General features: G+C 57.7%; 18 protein-coding genes. 3 read left to right on the top strand and 15 right to left on the bottom strand.

What is annotated here, in order from left to right; translation table 11 throughout:
- Nucleotides 1–51: 51 nt before the first annotated feature.
- Nucleotides 52–1,035, bottom strand: coding sequence for a D-xylose ABC transporter substrate-binding protein (xylF, locus tag ACR0CG_RS13155; RefSeq protein WP_480525504.1), 984 nt, complete (start codon nucleotides 1,033–1,035; stop codon nucleotides 52–54).
- A 187-nt stretch (nucleotides 1,036–1,222) separates the two neighbouring features.
- Here xylF and ACR0CG_RS13150 point away from each other — a divergent pair, with 187 nt between their 5' ends.
- Both ACR0CG_RS13150 and ACR0CG_RS13145 read left to right on the top strand, forming a co-directional pair.
- Nucleotides 1,223–2,440 carry an ROK family protein gene (locus ACR0CG_RS13150; protein ID WP_480525428.1) on the top strand — a complete coding sequence of 406 codons (1,218 nt, stop codon included), beginning with the start codon at nucleotides 1,223–1,225 and terminating at the stop codon, nucleotides 2,438–2,440.
- On the top strand, nucleotides 2,430–3,941 hold the full coding sequence (locus tag ACR0CG_RS13145; RefSeq protein ID WP_480525426.1) for a CRTAC1 family protein: 1,512 nt from the start codon (nucleotides 2,430–2,432) through the stop codon (nucleotides 3,939–3,941). The genes ACR0CG_RS13150 and ACR0CG_RS13145 overlap by 11 nt, the downstream gene beginning before the upstream one ends.
- Here ACR0CG_RS13145 and ACR0CG_RS13140 read toward each other — a convergent pair whose 3' ends face one another.
- From ACR0CG_RS13140 to ACR0CG_RS13075, 14 genes are all read right to left on the bottom strand, one after another.
- On the bottom strand, nucleotides 3,942–5,243 hold the full coding sequence (locus ACR0CG_RS13140; RefSeq protein WP_480525425.1) for a cytochrome-c peroxidase: 1,302 nt from the start codon (nucleotides 5,241–5,243) through the stop codon (nucleotides 3,942–3,944). It abuts the gene before it with no gap.
- Nucleotides 5,233–6,192, bottom strand: coding sequence for an aldose epimerase family protein (locus ACR0CG_RS13135; RefSeq protein ID WP_480525423.1), 960 nt, complete (start codon nucleotides 6,190–6,192; stop codon nucleotides 5,233–5,235). The genes ACR0CG_RS13140 and ACR0CG_RS13135 overlap by 11 nt, the downstream gene beginning before the upstream one ends.
- Nucleotides 6,189–7,646, bottom strand: coding sequence for a xylulokinase (xylB, locus tag ACR0CG_RS13130; protein WP_480525421.1), 1,458 nt, complete (start codon nucleotides 7,644–7,646; stop codon nucleotides 6,189–6,191). Before xylB ends, ACR0CG_RS13135 begins: the two co-directional genes overlap by 4 nt.
- 264 nt (nucleotides 7,647–7,910) lie before the next feature.
- A complete protein-coding gene (locus tag ACR0CG_RS13125) occupies nucleotides 7,911–9,005 on the bottom strand; it encodes an alpha-hydroxy acid oxidase (protein WP_480525419.1) in 1,095 nt (364 codons plus the stop codon).
- Nucleotides 9,005–9,559, bottom strand: coding sequence for a sulfopyruvate decarboxylase subunit beta (gene comE / locus ACR0CG_RS13120; protein ID WP_170680415.1), 555 nt, complete (start codon nucleotides 9,557–9,559; stop codon nucleotides 9,005–9,007). The genes ACR0CG_RS13125 and comE overlap by 1 nt, the downstream gene beginning before the upstream one ends.
- Complete coding sequence (comD, locus tag ACR0CG_RS13115; protein ID WP_170614597.1) at nucleotides 9,556–10,062, bottom strand: sulfopyruvate decarboxylase subunit alpha; 507 nt, start codon at nucleotides 10,060–10,062, stop codon at nucleotides 9,556–9,558. The genes comE and comD overlap by 4 nt, the downstream gene beginning before the upstream one ends.
- A 62-nt stretch (nucleotides 10,063–10,124) precedes the next feature.
- The gene (locus ACR0CG_RS13110; RefSeq protein ID WP_170806438.1) at nucleotides 10,125–10,535 is read right to left on the bottom strand and encodes a universal stress protein; all 411 of its coding nucleotides are present in this window, start codon (nucleotides 10,533–10,535) and stop codon (nucleotides 10,125–10,127) included.
- Between the two features lie 27 nt (nucleotides 10,536–10,562).
- Complete coding sequence (locus ACR0CG_RS13105; RefSeq protein ID WP_480525417.1) at nucleotides 10,563–11,543, bottom strand: alcohol dehydrogenase catalytic domain-containing protein; 981 nt, start codon at nucleotides 11,541–11,543, stop codon at nucleotides 10,563–10,565.
- The gene (locus tag ACR0CG_RS13100) at nucleotides 11,540–12,301 is read right to left on the bottom strand and encodes an SDR family NAD(P)-dependent oxidoreductase (RefSeq protein WP_480525415.1); all 762 of its coding nucleotides are present in this window, start codon (nucleotides 12,299–12,301) and stop codon (nucleotides 11,540–11,542) included. Before ACR0CG_RS13100 ends, ACR0CG_RS13105 begins: the two co-directional genes overlap by 4 nt.
- Nucleotides 12,294–13,601 (bottom strand): histidinol dehydrogenase, encoded by a 1,308-nt coding sequence (gene hisD, locus ACR0CG_RS13095; protein ID WP_321253872.1) that lies wholly within the window; start codon nucleotides 13,599–13,601, stop codon nucleotides 12,294–12,296. The genes ACR0CG_RS13100 and hisD overlap by 8 nt, the downstream gene beginning before the upstream one ends.
- Nucleotides 13,602–13,613: 12 nt before the next feature.
- Nucleotides 13,614–14,942: a TRAP transporter large permease gene (locus ACR0CG_RS13090; protein ID WP_170680424.1), complete on the bottom strand. Its 1,329-nt coding sequence runs from the start codon at nucleotides 14,940–14,942 to the stop codon at nucleotides 13,614–13,616.
- A gap of 11 nt (nucleotides 14,943–14,953) precedes the next feature.
- Nucleotides 14,954–15,466 carry a TRAP transporter small permease gene (locus ACR0CG_RS13085; protein ID WP_170614591.1) on the bottom strand — a complete coding sequence of 171 codons (513 nt, stop codon included), beginning with the start codon at nucleotides 15,464–15,466 and terminating at the stop codon, nucleotides 14,954–14,956.
- A 113-nt stretch (nucleotides 15,467–15,579) separates the two neighbouring features.
- Nucleotides 15,580–16,725 carry a TRAP transporter substrate-binding protein gene (locus ACR0CG_RS13080; RefSeq protein ID WP_170614590.1) on the bottom strand — a complete coding sequence of 382 codons (1,146 nt, stop codon included), beginning with the start codon at nucleotides 16,723–16,725 and terminating at the stop codon, nucleotides 15,580–15,582.
- A 22-nt stretch (nucleotides 16,726–16,747) separates the two neighbouring features.
- Entirely contained in the window at nucleotides 16,748–16,933 is a 186-nt protein-coding gene (locus ACR0CG_RS13075; RefSeq protein ID WP_170614589.1) for a hypothetical protein, read from the bottom strand.
- Nucleotides 16,934–17,063: 130 nt separating this feature from the next.
- Here ACR0CG_RS13075 and ACR0CG_RS13070 point away from each other — a divergent pair, with 130 nt between their 5' ends.
- Complete coding sequence (locus ACR0CG_RS13070) at nucleotides 17,064–18,098, top strand: LacI family DNA-binding transcriptional regulator (protein WP_480525412.1); 1,035 nt, start codon at nucleotides 17,064–17,066, stop codon at nucleotides 18,096–18,098.
- Nucleotides 18,099–18,567: the final 469 nt, after the last annotated feature.

Raw genomic sequence — 18,567 nt, 5'->3', positions numbered from 1 at the left:
CATAGTCAGCAATAGTCCCCGGCCCCCAAAAAGGGCCAGGGACTTTAGGTTTTAGTTACAGGGGGCCGGGCCGTTTTCGACGCCCTGGCACAAGTCTTCCAGCGGAATCCATCCGGCATCCACCACAACAGTCAGGTTGTCTTTGGTGATCGGTACCGGCGCCAGGAAGACCGAGTTCATCGCAGTGCCACCTGGCGAAGTCCAGCTGACCGCGCCTTCAACATCTGCAGGACTTGTGCCACCGCTCAGCGCCAATGCGATTTCACCAGCCGCTTTGCCCAATTCACGGGCATCTTTCCAAACCGAAACGGTTTGAGTGCCCAGTGCAACCCGGTTCAGCGCTGCGTGGTCGCCATCCTGACCCGACACCGGAATGCCTTCCATGCCCTGTGCCGTCAGGGCCGCAACAACACCGCCTGCAGTTCCGTCATTCGAAGCGACAACAGCGTCCACCTTGTTTTCATTTGCGGTCAGGATCTGCTCCATGTTCCGCTGTGCGTTCGCAGGAAGCCAGCCATCCGTATAGGCTTCGCCGACAATTACGATGTCACCACTGTCGACGGCCGCTCCGATGATTTCTTGTTGGCCGCCCCGCAGGAAGTCAGCGTTTGGATCGGTCGGCGAACCTTTGATCATGACGTAGTGGCCCTTGGGCATGGCCGCAAAAACGGCCCGGGCCTGCATTCTGCCAACCTCGACATTGTCAAAGGTCAGGTAAAACGCACGGTCGTCCTCGATAAGGCGGTCATAAGCAATGACCGGGATGCCTTCGTCAGCTGCCGCCTGAACCGCCGGTCCGATAGCCTGTGCGTCCTGCGCCAGAATGATAAGGGCGTCCACACCCTGGGCGATCAGGCTTTCGATGTCCGAAAGCTGCTTTGCGGAAGACGATTGCGCATCTGCCGAAATGTATTCGGCACCCCCTGCTTCCAGCGCCGATTTGATCGCCGCTTCGTCCGTCTTCCAGCGTTCTTCCTGAAAGTTGGACCAGCTTACACCGACCACCGGCTCTGCGAATGCAACCGTGGCCAGCATAGTGGCCGCAGCTGAAAAGCTGAGAATTCGTTTCATGATTTCCTCCCATATGCCGAGCCATCGCTTCTCGATTCGCGGCTCTCACGATTTTGAATAGCACATTTATTTCAGCCGGTAAAATATTTACTCTATTAGAGGAACTGAAATTCAAATAAGTTGAGCCAGCGGTGAGATTCGCGAGGACAAGATGCTGAAAAGCAAAGCCTCTCCGGTTTCTTTGGAACAAAGAAATGCAACCCGGCTACGGGTGTTGGAGCACATCAGAACAAAAGGATCCGTCTCGCGGATCGATATCGCTTCGGCCCTGCAAACCAGCCCTGCTACGGTAACGGCGGCGACGGCAGATCTCATCTCGGCCGGATTGATCAAAGAAACCCAAAGCGAAGCGCAGCTCAAATCCGGGAAAAGAGGCAGACCAAGAGTTTTGCTGCAATTGGACGGTCAGTCTTACCTTGTCGCAGGGCTCAAGGTCGCGCGTCAGGTAATCTCGGTCATTCTGGTCGACTTCCAAGGCAATGAGGTGGCTTCACACAAGTATGCGCTGGAATCCGCCAGAATGTCGTCGACGGATTTTGTGCTGGCGATCCGCGAGGCACTCGAGGAGACCTGCGGAAAGATTGATGCATCTGTTGACGACCTTGCTGGCGTCTCAATCGGGGTGGCTGGTCTCGTTGATGCCAGGGGAAACTTCGTGCACTGGTCATCTTCGATTGCCGAAAGAAACATCGATTTCAATCGCCTGCTGTCAAAAGAACTGTCCTGCCCTGCTTTCGTGGATAACGACGCGAACCTTGTTGCAAAGGCCGAACAGTTGTTTGGACTTGGCAAGGGGCTGAGCAACTTCCTTGTTGTCACGATCGAACATGGGGTCGGTCTGGGTATCGTTCTGGACGGAAAGCTATATCGAGGAGAGCGCGGCTGCGGAGCTGAGTTTGGGCACACCAAGGTACAGCTTGACGGCGCATTGTGCCAATGCGGTCAACGCGGATGTCTGGAAGCCTATATCGGAGATTATGCGCTGATCCGTGAAATGACGGTCACAGGTCATTCCAATGAAATGCAGGCTGTTTCCGACATTCATGATCTGGCCGACTCTGGAGATGAAAGAGCGTCTTCCGTGTTGGCCCGTGCTGGTCAAATGTTTGGACTTGGGGTTTCCAATCTGATCAACCTTTTTGACCCCGAGTGCATTATCGTCTCGGGCACGCAAAAAAGCTTTGAGCATCTATGTTCCAGCGAGGTTATGACCCGCATCCGAAGCGGTGTCGTGAACGTCGATGCGCCGTTGCCGGATATCAAAGTTCACCATTGGGGCGACTTGATGTGGGCCAAAGGCGCCGCAGCATACGGAATCGAACAGATTTCGATCCTAAAGGTCAAGGAACTCTCGGCGAATGCGTCCTAAGTTTGCTGCCCTTGTGGTTCTTGCCACCACTGCAAATGCCGGGCCGAACGCCCCCGAGTTCGTTGGCATCGAGGTGCCGGAACATATTTACGATGGCGGCTGGGAGCATTTTGTCGGCGGCGGTGTCGCCGTGTTCGATTGCAACGGAGATTCTTTGCCCGAACTGTTCGTGGCCGGCGGATCGAACCGGTCGCAACTGTTCCACAACACTTCGCAGGGCACGATTTCTTTTAAGGTCGAGACGCCCGATGAATTGTCTCTGACCGGCGTAACCGGCGCGTATCCGCTGGATATCGACAGCGACGGTCTGATGGATCTGGCGGTTTTGCGTGTTGGTCCGGACCTTCTTCTCAAAGGCCACCAAAATTGTCGGTTCGGCCCTTTTGATAGCCTTGGCTTCTTGTCAGAAGATCACTGGACCACAGGTTTTTCAGCCACTTGGGAAGATGGGCAGTCCTTACCGACGCTGGCATTCGGGACTTATGTTAATCGGTTCGATCCCGACGGCCCTTTTGAAACTTGCGGACCCACTCTCCTCTACCGCCCCCATGGCAGCGGCTACCAGCAGCCGCTGCACCTTGAACCCGGCCACTGTTCGCTTTCAATTATGTTTTCCGACTGGGCCCGGACCGGACGCGCGGACCTTCGCGTCAGCAATGACCGCCATTACTACGTCAGGGGTGGACAAGAGCAATTGTGGGCCATGGAAGCCGAACCGCGGTTGTATGATCTGGATGAAGGCTGGTTACCCTATTCGATCTGGGGAATGGGGATCGCATCAAGGGATCTGACCGGCGACGGCTTTCCCGAAGTTTATCTGACCTCCATGGGCGATCAGAAGCTTCAGGTTTTTGACCCAAGCGCCAACGGCCCGACTTGGCGCGATGCGACCTACGAAAAGGGAACAACAGCCCACAGACCGCATAGTGGCGGTGACGGAAGACCGTCGACCGGCTGGCACGCTCAATTTGGCGACGTCAACAACGATGGTAAGGACGACATCTTCGTTGCGAAAGGCAATGTCGAGCAAATGCCCGACGCCGCCCTGAACGATCCCAACAACCTGCTCATGCAAACCCCGGAAGGTCAGTTCGTCGAAGCCTCAGTCGATGCCGGAGTGGCGTCGATGGCAAAGTCTCGCGGTGCGGCCCTGGCAGATTTGAACAATGATGGAAGATTGGATCTGGTGGTCGTCAACCGTGGTTCGGCACTCGAAGTCAGCCAGAACATCTCGCAGGGTGGCAATTGGCTGTTGGTTGATCTTACTCAGGATCAATTAAATCGAGCAGCGATAGGAGGGTTTGTCGAACTCAGAACTTCGCAAGGTGTTCAGACCCGCGAAATAACAGTTGGCGGCGGTCATGCCGGGGGCATAGCCGGGTTCCATCATTTTGGCCTGGGGAATGAGGACCGCGTGCAGGTTCGTGTGATCTGGCCGGATGGAAAGACAAGCGAGTGGCTGGAAACCCACGCCAACCAGATCTTCCGAATTCGGCGTTAGTTACTTGTCAATGGGCAGGCCGCTGGGAACCTGATCGGGCACACCGAGCCGCTCCGCCGGATGTTCAAGGCTTGCCAGAAAGCTCAGCAGCGCCTTAATCTCTTGATCTGTCAGGGTGATTTTAGACAAGCCGTTACTTTCGGCAATCGCATCCACATTTTGCTGGTCCAGCATTGGATTTTGATCTTCGGAACCCGGGAAGTCTGGCAACCAGGCCATTTCAATCGAGTAGTTTTTCAATGACGTCACCGGATCCAGATGGTGGCGCACCATGTCCTCAAGACGGGCAAAAGCTCCGTTATGTCCATACGGAGCAGTCAGCGTCACGTTACGCAGTGAGGGTGTTCGAAAAGCAAATGTATCCTCTGCGCGACCAGTCACGCGGAGACGCCCGTCGTCCCGATTGTGGCTCTCAAACCGCGCCGCTTTTCCGGGGCCGATTTGGGGCATCGCGATTGAATGAAACTGGTGATCCGTCTGGAACCAGCCCGAATGGCAACTGCTGCACTCAGCCTTGCCGTAGAAAAGGCTCATGCCGAATGTGGCCTTTTCCGACAACTCACCTTCACCTCTCATCGCGCGGTCGAACGGGCTGTTATCCGCGCGCCACTCGAACGCGATGAAATCCGCGATTGCGTTGGCAATATCCGTGAATGTGATCTCTTTGCCCGGCGTGATCTCATCGAACCTTTGCCGGTACTCCGGAACAGCCGCGACACGGGCTGCAATCAGATCCCATGCGCCGCCTGGTTGTGTCAAAAACCCAAGTCGCACCGCTTTGCTGACGTCATTCTCGGAATAATGACCACCCATTTCGTCCGCCGACAAAACTGGAAACATGGCTTGTGCCGCCAGTGCCGACTGGAAGCCGGGCCTCATATGCGTTCCCAGCGGCGTCCTGATGCCATTGACTTGGCTCGGGTCCGTCTCAAGCCGCCCGTCATGAAAGAACGTCGTGAACTCAATGGCTCCGAGGTTCCAAAGACCTGGCGAGTTTCGCGGAATTCGTTGTTCGGGCGTGTTCAGGGGATCCAGCGTGCGATCCGTACCCAGCCCTATTCCCCCTTCCCCGATGCCAAGGGAAAGACCATCTGACGTACCCAGCCTGGGATGATGACAGGTCGCGCAACTGATGTTCTTGTTGCCCGACAAGATCGGGTCGTAGAACAGAAACCGCCCCAACTCGACGCTGTCGAAATCAGGATCAAGGAACTCCGGCCTCGGCCCAAGCTCTTGAGCACTTATGCCACCGGCGCCCCAAATGGACAGGCTGAAAACTGTGATTAACGACTTAGCCCTCATGCCAACCCTCAGAGATCTCTAAGGCAAGCACCTGACGGTACGGGTTCTCAGGTGTACAGATAATCGACGGAAACGACGGGATATTTGGGGCGTTGGGGTATCCCGATGGCTCAATACAGAGACCGGACGAACCACGAAACGGTTTTGCCATCTTCGCCCCTGAATACACCTGCGCTCCAGGCTGGTCAGAATAGACTGTCAAAGCAAGACCAGAAGGTGCCGAAAATACCGCTACCGGAGCCTTTGGATCACGGTTTTGGTCGAAGCAAAAGTAGTGATCGATCCCTGCAGAAATACTTCCAATCGATTTTGACTCTTCAAAGTCCAACTCGTTTTCCGTGGTTGAACAGACCCGACCGGAAGGAATTCCTTGATGGTCGATTTCCAGATACCGGTTTGAGGCAAGTTTCAACCTGTGCGCGTCGACCCCGTATGAGCTTCCCAAGGTGTAGTAGTTGTGTTGCGTCAGACTGATGGGCGTAGGCCGGTCCGGATTGGCTGTGAACGAATAAATCAATCGCGGAAGCTGTAGCGAGATCCGGACTTCGAACCTAACCTCCCCCGGAAAGCCGCTTTCCCCGTCGCGTGAAAGATAGCTCAGCAAGACCTCGTTTGGCGCCATCTTCTTGAGATCCCAGAATTGACTGGAAAGTCCCTTCTCTCCACCATGAAGGGTGTTTTCACTTTCATTGGCGCTCAGTTCGAAACCAGTGCCTTCCAGATCAAAGCGCGCACCGCCAATCCGGTTCGCGACGCGTCCGACAATTGCACCCGTATAACTTGTATCTTTGAAGTACGCGGACAGGTCATTGAACCCCAGAATGAGCGGCCTGTCCTTGTACAACCACTCTTGCGTGATTGCGCCGTAATTCAGGACCGAGGCCCGCATTTCCCCATCCGTCAACACAGCTGTTTCGACCCGAGAGAGCTTTTCCGTGTCCGGTGTCATCTTGCCGCCAACGGCGCGAGCGCCTTGTAGTATTGCCGGTATCGCCCGTATTCGCTTTCATAAAGGTCGATCAGGTCACTACGCGGCTCTATAGTTTCCTCGATCTCCGGCGGCGTCATGACATCTGCCGGATTTGTGTTGTTGGCAGCACAGATGGCAAGGCGCGCGGCGCCCATGGCCGCTCCGAATTCGCTGCCTTTGGGCACGTCCAGCGGCACCTGCAAAACGGTTGCGAGTGTTTCCAACCAAAACCTCGACCGCGCGCCCCCTCCTACGGCCATCAGGCTGTTTGGTTCTGTTCCCGTACTTTTCAGGGCTTCAAGGCAATCTCTCATCGCAAATGCAACACCCTCCATCACCGCTCGGGTCAGATCGACAGGTTCGGATGCCACGTCCACGCCCAGAAATGCGCCCCGGATCTTGCTGTCGTTGTGCGGGGTTCGTTCGCCGGACAGGAAGGGAAGGAACGTAACCGACGAAGGCCCAGTCACCCCGTCAGGCAACGCCGCAACCAGTTCTTCCACTGGTTTACCGAGGTTCCGTGACAGCCAGTTCATGCTGTTTGTGGCCGACAGGATAACCCCCATTTGTATCCACTTGTCCGGGATAGCATGGCAAAAGCAGTGCACAGCAGTTTCAGGTGCGGGCGCATAGGTATCCCTGGCAACAAGCAAAACGCCGGAGGTTCCCAGTGAGACAAAGCCTGCACCGTCCCGAATGCTGCCGATACCGCAGGCTGATGCGGCGTTGTCCCCTGCTCCTCCGGCTACGACAACACGCCCGGAAAGCCCCCACTCTTGCCGCAACTCGGCTTTCAACTCTCCACCAGGCTCACTGCCTTCAACCAAGCAAGGCATTTGGTCCGTGCGCATGTGGCAAGCGGCCAGCGCGGTTTCCGACCATTGCCGAGCGCCAACATCCAACCAGGAGGTCCCCGCACTGTCTGACACATCCGAGACATATTCGCCCGTCAGCCAGAATCGCAAATAGTCTTTTGGCAGCAGAACTTTAGCGGTCTTTGCGAATACCTCCGGCTCATGTGAGCGCACCCATTCCAATTTTGGCGCTGTGAACCCCGGGAACACGATATTCCCTGATATGGCGCGCATCTGCGGTGTCTGATCCAACATCCTCGCCTCATCAGCGGACCGTGTGTCGTTCCAAAGAATACATGGTCGCAAAACATTGCCGGCTTTATCCAGAAGGGTGGCACCGTGCATATGTCCGCTAAGACCGATACCCAGCAGTTTTGCGAAGGCACTTTCGTTGCTGACGCGGATTTGCCTGACAACTTCTTGGCACGCATCAATCCAATCTGATGGGTTCTGTTCGGACCATCCAGACTTTGGCGTCGAAGTTGAAACGCTGACCTCGGCGCTGCTTACGACCAAACCGTTTTCATCTACCAAAATCCCTCTGAGACCAGATGTTCCCAAATCCAACCCAAGGTACATTCGACGCAAATCCCCATTTTTATTTTAGTTGATAAAATTAATTGAACCCGAGATCTTGTCAAGGCGCTGATCAAACCACTCCGTGTGGGGCGCGACATGAAGTCCCTTCTATCCCGCAGTTCCGCAAAAGAGGTGGTGCAGTACTGGCCCGAGCTGAACTCAACGGCCTACCCCAAGCGTCGCAGTTCCGCAAAATAGGTCAAGCCGTAAGCGACCGCTATTTCAGCCGGATTGTCGGGTGTTTTACGCGCGCAGTGCTCGCAGTCAGGGGCCGGTCAGAGAGGTCTTCCCGGTCTGCGCCATGGCAATGCTCAGTTCTTCGCTAAGCGCGTCCCACAATTGCTCCAAACCGGATTCACCCGCGGCCGCAATGGCATACTGCAGGATCCTTCCGACAAATACGTAGTCCGCCCCGACCGACAATGCCTTGAGAACATCTTCGCCTGACCGGATGCCGCTGTCGTAGAACACGGGAAAGTCTGGCCCAAGATCGGCACGGATCTTTGCCAGCATGTCAATCGGCGCAGGCGCAGAATCCAACTGCCGCGCGCCATGGCTTGAAACCTGGATGGCATCCACGCCTGCCGACATCAGGTTGCGGGCATCTTCGACGTCCAGCACGCCCTTGACGACCAGTTTTCCAGGCCAAAGGTCGCGCAATTGCACCAAAGTGTCCCATGTGGCACGCGCCCGGCTTTCGGTACGATCGAAGTCATAGCCTTCCATCTCGAAATTGGCCATCACAGGCTTGCCCTTCAGAAGGGTGTTCAATGACCAGTACGGGTGCAGTGCGAAGTCGATGAACTGGCGCGGGCCGATGCGGAACGGCATCTTGAACCCATGGCGCAATTCGCGCGGGCGACGGCCGACCTCGGGGACATCGACGGTCAGGACAAGGATGTCATACCCGGCCTGTTTCGCACGCTCGGCCAGTTTGAAAGATCCCGTCCCGTCTCCGCTGAAATACAACTGAAACCAGGCATTACCTTCGGCCTCGGTAATGATCTCTTCCATCGGCGTCGAGGCCACGGTCGATACGACATGTGGCACGCTGTAGCGCGCCGCAAGCCTCGCAAGCATCAAATCAGCGCCCGGGGCGGCAAGGTTGCACATCCCCATGGGGGCGATACCGAAGGGCCTGTCTGCCTCGACATCAAAGACCCGAGACGCCATCGACCGTTGACTGACATCGCGCAGGATACGGGGTCGCAAGGTTATGGCGTCCAATGCGGCACGGTTGCGCGCCGCGCCGGTTTCGGCCCCGGCGGAGCCGTCGATATAATCGAACACCATCCACGGCAGACGCCGCCTAGCCAGACGGCGGGCGTCTTCGGCGCTATGGATGGTGCCTGCGGCCATCAGGCCTGTACGGCCTTCATGAAGCGGTCGCGGATGACGACCGGGTCCATCGTGATCGGCGGCATCTTGGCATTTCCGCTTTCGCATTTGCTGACGATGATGGTCATCTGTTTGGCATCCAGTGCCTCTTGCAGCACACGGCCCGTGTCCTGGGCGGCACATTCGATCACCCGCTCGCACCCGGCGGCCTCGGCCATTTTCGTCAGGGACGTTTTCTGCCCGGCATAGGTCGGCTGATCCCCGGTCGACCCGTATGAGCCATTGTCCACGATCAGCAGGATATAGTTGTCGGCCACGTTGTTGGCGATGGTCGGCAAAGTACCAAGATTGGTCAGGATCGAGCCGTCACCATCGATGACGATCACCGGCTTCGGCTGCGACAGGGCGAGCCCCAGACCGATGCTCGAGGCCAGTCCCATGGTGCCCAGCATGTAGAAGTTGGTCGGCTGATCGTCGATGGCGTGCAGTTCCTGGCTGGGGATGCCGATATTGCAGACAACCAGCTGATCACGCAGGATCGGGGCGATTTCCTTCAGGATTTCAGAGCGGATCATTGGTCGCCGTAGCCTCCCCAGAAGTTGGCGTCGGTCAGGATGGCGACCGGCTTGTTGCACATGAAGGTGTATTTCAGGATCGCGTCCAGTTCCTCGACATCCGACTGATGGTGGAAATGATATGTCGGGATATTGAGCTGGGCCAGCAGTGCCTTGGTGTGCACCGCCATCTCGACCTGGCAGGCGATGGGTTCGCGCAGCTCACCGCGATACGAAATCAGCATGGGCAGTGGCATCCGGTAGTACTGGATCAGGGTGGCCAACGTGTTGATCGTAACGCCGATGGCGGTGTTCTGCATGATAATCGCAGGGCGCTTGCCGCCCATCCATGCCCCTGCGCACAGGCCCATGCCTTCGTCTTCCTTGTTCGAAGGTATGTGATAGATGCCGTCGCGCTGGTCGATTTCTTCGATCACGCCCGCCAATTGCTTGCAAGGGACGGTGGTTACGAACGAAACATCGTTCGCAACCAGGTCGTCTGTTATCTTTTTGTCTATGTCCATATCCGGGATATCAGTCCTGTCTGTGGCGCATAACGCGCGGTTGGATGTGTCAGTATCGGGGTTCAGGCGGTGCGGCAGACATGCACCGCGCACGGAGCATGGCGAACAACGCGGGCTGCCGTTGTGCCCAGAAAATAGTCGCTGAGGCCGGGCTTGTGAGAACCAACGACAATGCAGTCCACGCCGTGTTTTTCCGCGTATTCGACGATGCCGCGATACGAACGGCCCTTCACGATCTCGGCTGTTACGTTGTCATGGTCTGACGTTTTCTGGGCCAGCTGGCGGCGGGCCGTTTCGAACCCTTCGCGCACGACGTCTTCGTCCAAATAAGTGCCGACTGAGCCATGCGGCGCTTCGTAGACGTGCAGAGCGATGATCTGCCCACCCGGATTGCATAATGTCGTGGCGGCCCTGAGGGTGGTGCCGGAAACTCCGTGATCCAGGGCCATAGGAACCAGGACTTTGTCATACATGGGTTCTCTCCGTTTTATCGCAGGCGTTCAGGCCCACGGGTCGAGGATAATCTTGGGCGCGGCCACCGAACCGGACCGCAAGTCGTGAAAAGCGGCAGCGCCGTCAGACAACGGGCGCAGTTCGGGCCAGTCGAGCGGGCCCAAGCGACCTTCAAAAATTGCCTGTGCGGTGTCACGGAAATCCTGCGCGGTATAGGTATAAGTGCCGATGAATGTGATTTCCTGCAAGGTCATGCGGCGGATATCCAGACCGCCTGCATCCTCACCCAGACCGACATGCGCAATTACTCCGCCCGGCATTGCAATCGCCGAGGCTGCGGCACGGGTGGCAGCATACCCCACCGCATCCAACACCAGCGGCACCATGCCCTGAAACGCGTCGATTGTCTGTTGGCCGCAGCGCTCTGTCAGAAAGGCACGGCGGGCGGCGTTGGGTTCCTGTATCGTCACATCATCCACACCCATGGCGCGAAACGCCAAGGCAGCCGCCAGCCCGATCGCGCCGCCGCCGATGACAAGCGCGCGGCGTTCCATCTGTGGATTCAGCGCTTCGAGTGCAAGTCGGGCGGCATGCCAGCTTACGGCCAGCGGTTCACTCAGCGTCGCCTTTTCCAGCGGCACGTCATCCGGCACCGTTACCAGATTGCGCTCGGGGATTGCCACGAACTGCGCAAAGGCCCCCTCGCGCGGGGGCATTGAAATGATCTCGCGGCGGGCGCAGAGGTTTTCGCGCCCGGACACACAGGCTGCACACTCTTCACAGGTGACCAACGGATTGATCGTTACCCTTTGACCATCACGCGGCCCGCCCACGATTACTCCAGCCGCCTCGTGCCCCAATATGAGCGGCGCAGGACGCCGGGCGTCATGACCCATATAGGCATGCATGTCGGACCCGCAGATGCCCGAGGCATGGATGCGGATCAGGTGTTCGCCTGCCTGGGCCGCAGCCATCGGCACATCGCGAAAGCCAAGCTTCTCAACCCCTTCATAGACAAGCGCTTTCATTTTGCCGTGAACCCTCCGTCAACCATCAGGACTTGCCCGGTGACATAACCCGACGCTTCGGAACACAGAAACAACAGCGGTCCGTCGATATCCTCAAGCCGGCCATTGCGGCCGATACAGGTTTGCGCCGCATTGCCCGCAGCACGCGCCTTGTCGCTGAACACGGCCTGTGTCAGCTCGGTCGGGAAGAACCCGGGCCCGATCGCGTTGGCGGTGATGCCGTGGGGCGACCAGGCTTCAGCCATGGCGCGGGTCATCTGACCGACCCCGCCCTTGCTGGCTCCGTATGCGATGCCACCGGGAAAAGCCCGAAAGGTCTGGAGCGACGCGAAATTGACGATCCGCCCCCACCCCCGTTCCTTCATCGCAGGCACAAATGCCTGGCTGATAAAGAACGGCGCTGAAAGGTTCAAAGCCAGCGTCTGGTCCCAATCCGCAATCGTCACTTCGTCCGCTGGCTGCCGTGTATTGATCCCGGCCGCATGTACCAGAATATCCGGCATTCCGAAGGGGGCCGAAATCGCTTCTGCCAGCGCCTTCAGCCCGCTGCGGTCCGCCACATCCGCCACCACATGGGCAGCGCCAGCCCCGATTTCCGCACACAGACCTTCCAATGCCTCGGCACGCCGTGCGACCGCCACAACCTGCGCTCCGGCGGCAGCGAGCGTCACTGCCGCTTGCCGTCCCAAACCGGAACTGGCACCGGTTACGCAGGCAGTTCGGCCTGTCAGATCGAACAGGGCTCGCGGGTCAGCCATTTGCGGTCAGATCAAAGACTTCGTCCGGGAAGTACTTGGCCAACCGGACGTCGGCGGCACGCGCGTGCCCCTCCATCCCTTCCAGCCGGGCAATCCGCGCGGTGGCCTCGGCCACTGGTTTCGAACCCTCGCGGGTTGCGCGCTGCCAGGTGACGATCTTCATGTATTTGTGAACCGACAGCCCGCCAGTATAGCTTGCCGCGCGCGAAGTCGGCAGCACATGGTTGGTCCCTGCGGCCTTGTCGCCGTAGGAAACTGTAGTCTCTTCACCCAGGAACAATGAGCCGTAGCAGGTCAGCCGCTCAAGCCACCAATCCAGATCCGCGGCCTGCACTGTCAGATGCTCGGGCGCGTATTCGTCGGAACAGGCGGCCATTTCTTCTCGATCCGCACAAAGGATCACCTCGGCATAATCACGCCAGGCCGCTGCGGCGTTCTCGCGGTTCACCTCGGGCAGGTCGTTGATGTAATCCGGTACCAGCCGCATCACGTCTTCCGCCAGGGCGCGGTTGTCGGTAACCAGCCAGACCGGAGAGTTGTAGCCATGCTCTGCCTGGCTCACCAGATCGGTGGCAACGATGTGGGCGTCCGCTGTGCCGTCAGCCAGGATCAGGCTGTCAGTCGGGCCTGCTATCATGTCGATGCCGACGCGGCCAAACAGGATGCGCTTCGCCTCGGCGACAAACTGGTTTCCGGGGCCCACCAGGATGTTTGCCTTGGGCAAGCCAAACAGACCGAATGTCATTGCCGCAACACCCTGAACACCACCCATTGCCATGATTTTATCCGCGCCACAGATATGGGCAGCATAGATGATGGCCGGGGCCACACCGACGCCGGGGCGCGGCGGCGAACAGGCGGTGATATGCTTGCACCCTGCCACCTTGGCGGTGGTCACGGTCATGATGGCGCTGGCAATATGGCTGTAGCGCCCGCCCGGAACGTAGCATCCGGCCGCATCCACCGGGATCGCCTTTTGCCCGGTCACGAAACCGGGGGAGATTTCCATTTCCACGTCATGCACCGTGCCTTTTTGCAGTTGGGCAAAGCGGCGAACATTGTCGTGGGAAAACCGAATATCCGCCTTCAGTTTCTCCGGGACCAGTGCACAAGCGGCCTCGATCTCTTCCGGCGTCAGCAGCACGTTGCCCTCGTACTGGTCAAACTTTGCGGCATATTCCAGAGCCTTGGCATCGCCTCCAGTCTCAATGTCGTCGAGGATGCCCTGCACGATCTTATGAGTTTCAGACGCGTCCGACTTGGGAGTCAGGGTGGCCTTTTTCAGATATTCACGGGTCATTTCCAGGGGGTCCTACTTGTAGATATCAGGAAGCAAAGTGGTCGAGATCGGCGGGAAATAGGCGATCAGCAGCACGACGATCAGCATTGTCAGAACAAAGGGAACGGCACGGGCTGCGATTTTCAGGATCGACTCGCCGGTAATGCCGGAGACAACAAAGAGGTTCAGCCCCAGGGGCGGCGTGATGAAGCCAACGCCCAGCGCGGTGATCATCATGATGCAGAACTGGATTTCGTTCATGCCGATGTTGTCGGCCAGGGGTTTCAGGATTGGCGCCAGGATCACGATGTTGGGCGTCGTCTCCATAACGCAGCCCGCTGCGATCAGGATGCAGATCATCAACAGGATCAGCATGGCCGGATCATCGGTCAGCCCGGTCACGGCGGTCACAAAGCCCTGCGGCACACCCATGATTGCCAGCGCCTCGGCCAGCGGGGCTGAAAATGCGATGATCGGCAGGATCACCCCGTTCACTTTGGCAGAGCTGACAAGCATCGCCGGAAAGTCCGACAGCTTCAGGGTGCCCAGTATGAAACCCATCACGATGGTTACGACCACCGCCGTTGCACCGGCTTCGGTCGGGGTCAGACGGCCCGAGAAGATGCCGTAGAAAATGATTCCCGGCACGATGAAGGCATACCAGCCGGATTTCAACGATTGACCCAGATTGCCCATCCACTCGCCCAGCCCCATATTGCCGCCGGTCTCATAGGTATAAAGGCGGTTCATGATGATGTTGGTGATCAGGATCGACACCAGGATCGCAAGACCCGGGATAAGCGCCGCCAGAAACAGTGTTGACGCTGAGATGCCCAGTACAAGACCGATAATGATATACGCGATTGAAGGTGGGATAAGGATGCCGGTACAGGCGCCAGCCGCCACCAGGGCGCAGGCATAGGGTCGGGGGTAACCGCTTTCGACAAGCCGCGCGATTGTCATCCGCCCCACGGCAGCGGCACCCGCCGCGTCCGAGCCCGAGATCGCCGCAAACATCCCGCAGACCAGAACGGTCGCTGATCCGAAACCGCCGCGCGTCCAGCAGGTCAGCGCCTCGGCCACATCCAGAAATTTCTTACTGAGGCCGGTTCGCACAAGCACATCGCCGGTCAGGATGAACAGCGGCACAGCTGTCAGTGCAAATGCGTCGATACCGGTGAACAGGCTTTCACCGATGGCGCTCAGCGGCAGGTCGCCCGACATGATCAGCATGACAATCGCGGCGGTACCAATGGCGGCCCAGACCGGCACCGCCAAGGCGATCAGGCCCACGAACAGGATCACCGGCAGGTAAAAATCCCATCCCAGCTCAACGGTTTGATTGAGGGAGTTCCAGAGCATTCGAGTTCTCCTCAATCAAACAGCTTGTCGCCTTCGAAGACGGGCGTGCCGTCGCGAAGGGATTTCAGGTCGCGCAAAAGGGATTGGATCAGGCGCCATATCATCAGCGCAAATCCGGTCGGCACAGCCATCAGGAACCAGACCTTGGAGACCCGCAACCCGTCCGTGACCGAACCGAACTTGGCCGAGACATGAACCGCCTCATATGACCAGTAAAGCGCGATAACGGCCACCACGAACATCACCAAATCGCCGAAGATGTACAAAGCCGCCTTGGGGCGTGGCCCGAGATAATGCATGATCACGTCGATGCGGATATGGGCGCGTTCCTTGACGGCCGCCGCCGCGCCGATCCAGGCGAGATATATGAAGGAATAGCGGACGATCTCTTCGCCCCAGATCGAGGAGAATGCGAACACTTCACGCCGCAACACCTCGATCGCCATGGTGATGACAAGCATCACGTAGAACACCAGTAGCAGCCAGCGCTCGGCGTCTCGGTCGATTTTTTGCAATATGGTCATTTCCGGCCCCGGTCCCTGGCAACACTAGACCTGCCGGTCCGCTGGGACCGCCGCCATCTGGTTGCACGTGGTAAAACGGGCGAGAGAGGTCAGCCCCCCTCGCCCGTCGGATCTTATGCGTCGTGGACGTAGTACTTGCCCTGCGTTCCAGCCGCCTCGACCAGTTTTTCGAAATTGTCCATCGAGCCTGCAAGTTCGGTCTTGAACGGATCCCATTCCGAACGCTGGTAGCCACCGGCATCCTTCCACTCGGCCAGTTGATCATCGGACAGCGAATGGAATTGTACGCCTGCCTTGTTCAGTTCCGCCATGGCATAGGCTCGTGCCGACGGTACTTTGGACAGGTTCTGGTGGCTGGTCATTTCCGACCCCCACATGATGCCCTCTTGCACATCGGATGGCAGTGAATTGAACCATTCCAGATTACAGGAATAGACCTGACTGTCCGGCACGGCCTGCGTGAAGGTGACGTTGCTGAGAATGTCCTTGAAGCCAAAGACATACAACGCACCGACCGACGGATCCAGCGCATCGGCCACACCCTGCTTGATCGCCGATGGCGTCTCGCCCCATGCGACAGGTGTCGGGTTGGCACCGACCATCCGATAGTATTGCTGCAGCATCTTCGAGCCGGGCACGCGGAATTTCACACCGCTCATGTCCGACGGGGTAAGAATGGCGTTTCCGCCCTGACGCACCGCGACAACCCTTGGATCAATCACAACGTAGAACAGGGCCTTGAATCCGGCGGCTTCGACCTTGGGATGCACTTCGTTCTTCCAAGTGTCGGAATGCACCAGATTGGTGAACCGCTGGTTCGAGCCGCACAGATACGGCATGTTGATCAGATCGACGGTCGAGGCAAAAGGCGCAAAGTTCGACAGCGAATGCTGTGCTGCCTGAATTGTGCCGCCCTGAACCTTTTGAACCAGCGCGCCGCCCGCACCCAACTGCCCACCGGGAGCCAGCTTGACGTAGATCTTGCCGTTGGTCGCGTTCTGGATATTTTCCTTTAAATCCAACTGCATGATCGGATAACTACGCGACGCGCCCAGCACGTAAGCCGTGGCGACGGTCATCACATGCTCGGCTGCATTCTCGCGTTCTTTCTCTTCTTTGGCGGTTTGCGCTGCGGCCTCCGAAGACCACAATACGCCGCCAGCTCCGGCCACCACCGCCGCTGTGAACGAGCCGGTTGAAGCCAGCTTCAGAAAATTCCGGCGCTCAGCAGATTTGAGGCCATCCTTGCCATTCGTCATTTTCTTCCTCCCATTGAATCTGTCAGCTGCCATTGTTGTTTTCTTGGTCAGCCTCTCGCTTGAGAATGGCCGCCACGAACAGGATCGAGGCAGCAAACAGAACCAGCATCTCACCGACATCCCCCAGGAATCCGCCGCCTCCAAATGCGCCCAGCGCCACATTTGTGAAAAATACGGCAAAGACGACAGCAGCAGCCCAAAGGAACATCGCAAAACCCCGGATTGTTTTCTCAACCCTATTTGTAAGCGCTTACATCAATAATGCAAGCGCTTACATCAACAGATGGCAAGACCGGTTTTTTGTGGTATGACGGTGCCAAAGCAACAGCAGGCTCCGCATGGGAAAAACCCGTTCAGCTCCGACACTTAACGACGTTGCAAAGGCGGCAGGCGTTTCGACCGCCACTGTGTCGCGATGCCTGAATTCGCCGGAACGGGTAATCGAGCAAACCCGACATCGGGTCATGCAAGCGGTCGAATCGTTGGGCTATACGCCGAATTTTGCAGCTCGTGTAATGGCAGCGAATCGCAGCTTCACCATCGGCGCGATTATTCCCACAATGGACAACGCAATCTTCGCCCGCGGATTGCAGGAGTTTCAGGACCAGCTTCGTGAAAGCGGATATACCCTTCTGGTATCCAGTTCCGCTTACGACCCCGAAGTGGAGAGAGAGCAGATCCGCACGCTTGTCGCCCGCGGTGCGGACGGGTTGCTTCTTATCGGACATGAGCGTGACGCAGACATTTATGAGTATCTGGAGCGCCACCAGATTCCATCACTTGTTGCCTGGTCCTACGACCCGGACGTCAAGCGGCCGTCCGTCGGTTTCAGCAACAAGGATGCTATGGGGGAACTGGCGCGAACCGTGATTGCGGCAGGCCACCGGCGGATCGCCATGATTTCGGGCAAGACAAAAGGAAACGATCGGGCGCAAAACCGCGTCGAAGGTGTCAGGCAGGCTATGTCACAGAGCAACCTCGACGCCGATGCCTTGACCTTGATCGAAACTACTTACGAAATTGACAAGGGCGCTGAAGCCTTTCGGCAACTGATGGCCCTCACCCCAAGGCCAACAGTGGTCATGTGCGGCAACGATGTTCTGGCCGCAGGTGCACTGTGCGAGGCCCGAAGACTTGGAATAAAGGTGCCGGAACAAGTTTCGGTAACGGGTTTCGATGACATAGAATTGGCCGAGATCGTCAGCCCGGCCTTGACGACCGTACATGTTCCCCACCGGGAAATGGGTCGCAAGGCCGCGCTTGAATTGACTGCAATGGTTGAGGGCAAATCGGAAGGCCATTCAATCTGCATCAATACAAGGCTGGTCAGCCGACATTCGCTGGCAGAACCCGACTGCCACACATCGCAATAGACGCGTGGGGTTTGCATCCTCCGTTTTCGCCCCAGTGAAGTCAGACATTTGCGGATAGCCAACTGCCCGACCAAAGCGCACTGTACCCAAAGCACGGTCGGCAACCTTCCCAGCAACGTCAACTTGACCGGCAGTGATGGGCGCAGTCTGTCGCCGCTGTTCGATCTTGGTCTGCATTCAGAGAGCTTTGCCTGCGCCGGCTTTGACGCGTCACCCTAACACCCTAAAATAGATAAGAAATAATCGCTATCATCTTGGTGCCGTATTCTGGAAATCGTGGTCCACCGCCTTGCCATCTATACCGCCCGAACTCTGGCGAGTTTCTGGGTGGTGGAGCGCAAAGCCTCATGCCGGACCAGAGCAAGGCCTTTAGAGATCATTGCGGACGCTCGGTCGAAAAGGCCGGCTCGCCGCATTGTCCGGATGAAGCAGACTTCGAGAGAGAAGCATTGAATGGCACCCTTGATGC

This window comes from Ruegeria sp. AB8 (assembly GCF_056542605.1).
This window is presented reverse-complemented; position numbering and strand designations above follow the sequence as displayed.

Excerpts from the sequence above, each read along its gene's own strand:
- ACR0CG_RS13100 (WP_480525415.1), bottom strand. The coding sequence starts at position 12,301 with ATGGCTGACCCGCGAGCCCTGTTCGATCTGACAGGCCGAACTGCCTGC.
- xylF (WP_480525504.1), bottom strand. The coding sequence starts at position 1,035 with ATGCTGGCCACGGTTGCATTCGCAGAGCCGGTGGTCGGTGTAAGCTGG.
- ACR0CG_RS13150 (WP_480525428.1), top strand. The coding sequence starts at position 1,223 with ATGCTGAAAAGCAAAGCCTCTCCGGTTTCTTTGGAACAAAGAAATGCA.
- ACR0CG_RS13105 (WP_480525417.1), bottom strand. The coding sequence starts at position 11,543 with ATGAAAGCGCTTGTCTATGAAGGGGTTGAGAAGCTTGGCTTTCGCGAT.
- ACR0CG_RS13070 (WP_480525412.1), top strand. The coding sequence starts at position 17,064 with ATGGGAAAAACCCGTTCAGCTCCGACACTTAACGACGTTGCAAAGGCG.
- ACR0CG_RS13140 (WP_480525425.1), bottom strand. The coding sequence starts at position 5,243 with ATGAGGGCTAAGTCGTTAATCACAGTTTTCAGCCTGTCCATTTGGGGC.
- hisD (WP_321253872.1), bottom strand. The coding sequence starts at position 13,601 with ATGACCCGTGAATATCTGAAAAAGGCCACCCTGACTCCCAAGTCGGAC.
- ACR0CG_RS13085 (WP_170614591.1), bottom strand. The coding sequence starts at position 15,466 with ATGACCATATTGCAAAAAATCGACCGAGACGCCGAGCGCTGGCTGCTA.
- ACR0CG_RS13125 (WP_480525419.1), bottom strand. The coding sequence starts at position 9,005 with ATGGCCGCAGGCACCATCCATAGCGCCGAAGACGCCCGCCGTCTGGCT.
- ACR0CG_RS13090 (WP_170680424.1), bottom strand. The coding sequence starts at position 14,942 with ATGCTCTGGAACTCCCTCAATCAAACCGTTGAGCTGGGATGGGATTTT.
- ACR0CG_RS13075 (WP_170614589.1), bottom strand. The coding sequence starts at position 16,933 with ATGTTCCTTTGGGCTGCTGCTGTCGTCTTTGCCGTATTTTTCACAAAT.
- ACR0CG_RS13110 (WP_170806438.1), bottom strand. The coding sequence starts at position 10,535 with ATGTATGACAAAGTCCTGGTTCCTATGGCCCTGGATCACGGAGTTTCC.
- ACR0CG_RS13080 (WP_170614590.1), bottom strand. The coding sequence starts at position 16,725 with ATGACGAATGGCAAGGATGGCCTCAAATCTGCTGAGCGCCGGAATTTT.
- comD (WP_170614597.1), bottom strand. The coding sequence starts at position 10,062 with ATGGACATAGACAAAAAGATAACAGACGACCTGGTTGCGAACGATGTT.
- comE (WP_170680415.1), bottom strand. The coding sequence starts at position 9,559 with ATGATCCGCTCTGAAATCCTGAAGGAAATCGCCCCGATCCTGCGTGAT.
- ACR0CG_RS13145 (WP_480525426.1), top strand. The coding sequence starts at position 2,430 with ATGCGTCCTAAGTTTGCTGCCCTTGTGGTTCTTGCCACCACTGCAAAT.
- xylB (WP_480525421.1), bottom strand. The coding sequence starts at position 7,646 with ATGTACCTTGGGTTGGATTTGGGAACATCTGGTCTCAGAGGGATTTTG.
- ACR0CG_RS13135 (WP_480525423.1), bottom strand. The coding sequence starts at position 6,192 with ATGACACCGGACACGGAAAAGCTCTCTCGGGTCGAAACAGCTGTGTTG.